Raw genomic sequence first — 3,878 nt, forward strand, 5'->3', positions numbered from 1 at the left:
CCTCCCCCTCCGCCGCGTCCCGGAGGGTGTCGCACCGGCCGCTCGCGGCGCGGCGCAGCGGGGTGCCGGGCGGCAGCGGGCCCACCGGCGGGTCGGCGCCGCGCAGGACGTCGTCCACCACCTCGACGACGGCGAGGTCGGCGAATCGGGGCACCAGGGCGTCGGCGAAGGCGCGGCAGGTGGCGGCGACGTCGAGGGAGCCGCCGACGGCGTCCCGCACGGCGGCGAGCGCGGCCTCCCGGGCGCGGGCCCGTTGGCGCTCGGTGACGTCGACGACAGCGGTCAGCAGGCCGAGGGCGGGTGCGTCGGGGCCGCCGGGGCCGTCGAGACGGTAGGAGGAGACCAGGAACTCCCGGTCGTCGGGGACCCCGCGCAGCCGGCCGCGCACGAGTCGGTCGCGCACCGGGCCTTCGCCGGCGAGCACCCGCTTCATGAGCTGCTCGGAGCCGTCGGGGTCGTCGAGCCGGAAGGCCTCGGTGAACCGGCGGCCGAGGTACTCCCCGGTCTCCACGCCGTCGACGAGGGAGCTGGCCCGTACGAGACGGAGCTGCGGATCGAGCACGACCAGGCCGACGGCGGACTGGGTGAACAGGGTCGCCAGCAGTGCCGCGTCCAGCAGTGCCGCGTCCGGCTGGTCCGGAACGTCCCGGGGCGTTCCGGGCCCGGCCGGGGTCTCGGCGTCCGCCACGGCTCCACCCGCCCTCCGGCTCCGGCGCACCGGTGCACCGGAGCCGGCACGCGCCGGACCAGCATCACCCGCCGCACCGGGCCCGGCCACCGGTGGAGGGCAGAGGTGTGAACGACGGGTCCGGCGACGGGAACGGCGGGCCGGTGGAGCCGTGGCGGCGTGGCGGCGTGAGCGGCGAGCGCACCGCCGGGGGCTCACCCTGGTCGGGGGATGGGCGCCGCCGGTCCTGGCCCCGCCGACCGGCCCGGGTTCAGGCGGGCTCCCCCAGGCACGTCAGGGCCTGGCGGAAGTCGTCGAGGGCGGGGCCGAAATCGTGGGCGACGGTGTGCAGGGCCGACCGGTCGATCAGCCTTCCGGCCAGCGCCCGCGGGCCCTCCGCCGGGTCGTGCCGGGCCAGTCGACGGGCCAGGTCCACTCCCTCGTCGTACAGGGAGCGCATGGCGTCCGCGATCAGACGCGTGCGGTTCTCCTGGAAGACGGCGGTGCGGAGGGTGAGGTCCCGGTGCAGGCGGACCAGTTCGGCCAGGTGCCCGTCCGGGTCCTCGGCGGCGCGTGGAGCGAGGGCGTCCACCTGGGCGCGCAGGGCATGACGGCTGTCGACGTCGCGCCACTGGGCACGGGGCGACCCTCGCATCGGCGCCGTGCCCGAAGGCGGACGCGGTTCGTCGGGCGCGGGCGGCCGGTCGCCGTAGGTACCGGAGAGGGTCACCAGCGCCGCCCAGAAACTCCGTTGGTAACCGCTCCAGGTCTTCCGCTCACCGGTGCCGGCCAACTCCGTCAGCACGGCGAGTGCTTCCTGCCGTGCCAGGGACGCGCGCTCGTCCCGACCGTGGGTGTCGAGCAGCCGGGCGTACCCCATGAGCGCGTAGAGGTGACAGGCCATCGGGCCGCGGTCCGCCGCCGCTTCGGCCGCCTCCATGGCGACGGCCTCCTCGAACGCGGCGAGCGCGTCGTCGATGCGGCCGGCGTCATGGAGAGCGGCGATCCGGTCCAGGAGTGTCCAGGCGAGCGCCCCGCTGCGGGGCCCCCGGGGCAGGAGCGCCGCGACCAGCTCGTCCATGGCGTCGGCTGCCTCGGCGTACCGGCCTTCCTCGGAGAGTCCGGCAGCCCACTCGACCAGCCCTTTGGTCGCCGGGGCTCCGGCCGACTCGGCCTGGGCGCGGCTGATGTCGAGCATCTCGGCGCACCGGGCGAGGCCTTCCGTGCGCCGGCCCAGGCGGTACAGCTCCCTCCGGTGGCTGTCGAGTGCCCGGTAGAGGACATCCGCGCGGGCCGGTTCGGCCGGATCGATGCACCGCGCCACGGCCACCGCCTCCTCGCACAGCTCCGGGGCGGACGCGTGCCGGGTGAGGGAGCCGGTGTCGTAGCTGAGACGTTGGAGCGCCTCGGCCAGGAGCGGCAGGTACGAGGCGGGGCTGACCTGGGCGAGCACCCGGTAGGCGTCGACCTCCTCGCGCGGAGTGCGGCGTCCCGACGCGAGCAGCACGTTCCGCGCCCGCACGATGTCGTCCTGATCGACTTTCCGCGAGTGATTCATAGCGGGAATTGTGGGCGCCCCGACGGGGGCCCAACAAGGCTGCGCGGCTGTGCCGTTACTCCTACGAGAACATCCTCTGACCTGTCATGATGGATGTGACATCACGCTTCCGGGGGCGCGGCACGCCGCCCTTCCGGCCTCAGTACCCCGGCGCGCGCAGGGAGCGCAGTACGTGGTTCACCAGGGTGGCGATCGTCTCCTCGTCCTGGACGGGCTTGCGCAGCACATGGCGGTAGTAGACCGGGCCGTACAGCATCTCCACGGCCAGCGGGAGGTCCGCGCCGGGCGGGATCTGGCCCTGTTCCTGGGCGCCGCGGAGCCGGCCGATCGCTTCCTCGACGCGCGGGTCGACCAGCTCCTCCCGCAGTTGCCGGGCCAGCAGGTCGTCGTGGTGCAGCTCGGAGAGGATGCCCGCGTAGGCGGGGCCGAACGGCGGGACCGAGAGCAGTTTCACCGCGCCGGCGACGTGGGCGCGGAGGTCGGCGCCGATGTCTCCGGTGTCCACGAACGGCGTGGCGTCGATCAGGGCGTCCGTGAACGCCTCCAGCAGGACCGCGCCCTTCGACGGCCACCAGCGGTAGATCGTCTTCTTGCTGACCCCGGCCCCGGCCGCGATGGCCTCTATCGTGACGTGCCCGTACCCCCGCTCCGTACAGAGATCGAGAGCGGACCGCAGGATCGCGCGGCGTGACCTTTCGCTGCGGCGCACACTGCTCGGCGATGTGATCATTCGGTGAGCATAGGGGGGTTCCAGCCAATCTCTTGTTGACATCTCGTCGCCAAAGACCGAACAATACCCAGGCGGAAACGGAACGTACCGTGTCGTGTCGTTCCCGGTGTCCGCACCGTTCGTGCCGTTCGTGCCGCGACGAGCCGATCGGGGGACGGCTCGCCCGGCCGACGGCGCGGACGGCCTCCCGCCGATTCGATCCAGCCAGGAGACGCGCTCTCCCGGACCGTCTCTCAGGCCGTGATGTCCTTGGCCGTGAAGCGCGCCCAGGCCGCCGAGCCGAACACCGCGACGTACAGCCCCTGCAGTTGGAAGTTCTTGATCAGGTCGTCCCAGTGGACGGGTTCGCGCAGGACGTCCGCGAAGGACATCCAGTAGTGCGCGAACAGGTAGGGGTGCACGCCGCTCAGCTGCGGAATGCTGTCCAGGATCTGCACCGTGACCAGCAGCCCGACCGTGGCCGCCATCGCCCCGATCCCGCTGCCGGTCAGCGTCGAGACGAACAGCCCGAGCGCGGCGAACCCGGTCAGGGAGACCGCGACGACCAGCGCCGTCAGCGCCGCCCGCACCAGCCCCTCGGCGAAGCTGATCCGGGTCCCGGAGATCGTGGTGACCTCGCCCACCGGGAACAGCAGCGCACCCGCCGCCAGGGCCGACGCCGCCACGACCAGGGTCGCGACCAGGCAGAAGGTGAGGACGGAGGCGTACTTCACCAGCAGCAGCCGGGTCCGGCCGGCCGGGGCGACCAGCAGATAGCGCAGGGTGCCGCTGCTCGCCTCGCCCGCGATCGCGTCGCCCGCGACGACGCCGACGGCCATCGGCAGGAAGACCGGCAGGGTCGCGGCGAGGGCGGCGAACACGAGGAACAGGCCGTTGTTGGTGACCTGGGCGAGGAACGCCGGGCCCGCCCCGCCGTCGGGGCC

At 73.6% G+C, this 3,878-nt stretch carries 4 protein-coding genes; all 4 read right to left on the reverse strand.

Annotated features, from left to right (window positions below; genetic code table 11):
* On the reverse strand, positions 1 to 688 hold a 688-nt coding region (locus HET64_RS37425), incomplete at its 3' end, for a PAS domain-containing protein (protein WP_215111693.1).
* A 250-nt stretch (positions 689 to 938) separates the two neighbouring features.
* Complete coding sequence (locus tag HET64_RS37430; RefSeq protein WP_215111694.1) at positions 939 to 2,225, reverse strand: hypothetical protein; 1,287 nt, start codon at positions 2,223 to 2,225, stop codon at positions 939 to 941.
* Positions 2,226 to 2,364: 139 nt separating this feature from the next.
* Positions 2,365 to 2,955: a TetR/AcrR family transcriptional regulator gene (locus HET64_RS37435; RefSeq protein WP_215111695.1), complete on the reverse strand. Its 591-nt coding sequence runs from the start codon at positions 2,953 to 2,955 to the stop codon at positions 2,365 to 2,367.
* 233 nt (positions 2,956 to 3,188) lie between these two features.
* On the reverse strand, positions 3,189 to 3,878 hold a 690-nt coding region (locus tag HET64_RS37440), incomplete at its 5' end, for an ABC transporter permease (RefSeq protein ID WP_215111696.1).

The organism is Streptomyces sp. McG3 (assembly GCF_018619185.1).
GTDB lineage: Bacteria > Actinomycetota > Actinomycetes > Streptomycetales > Streptomycetaceae > Streptomyces.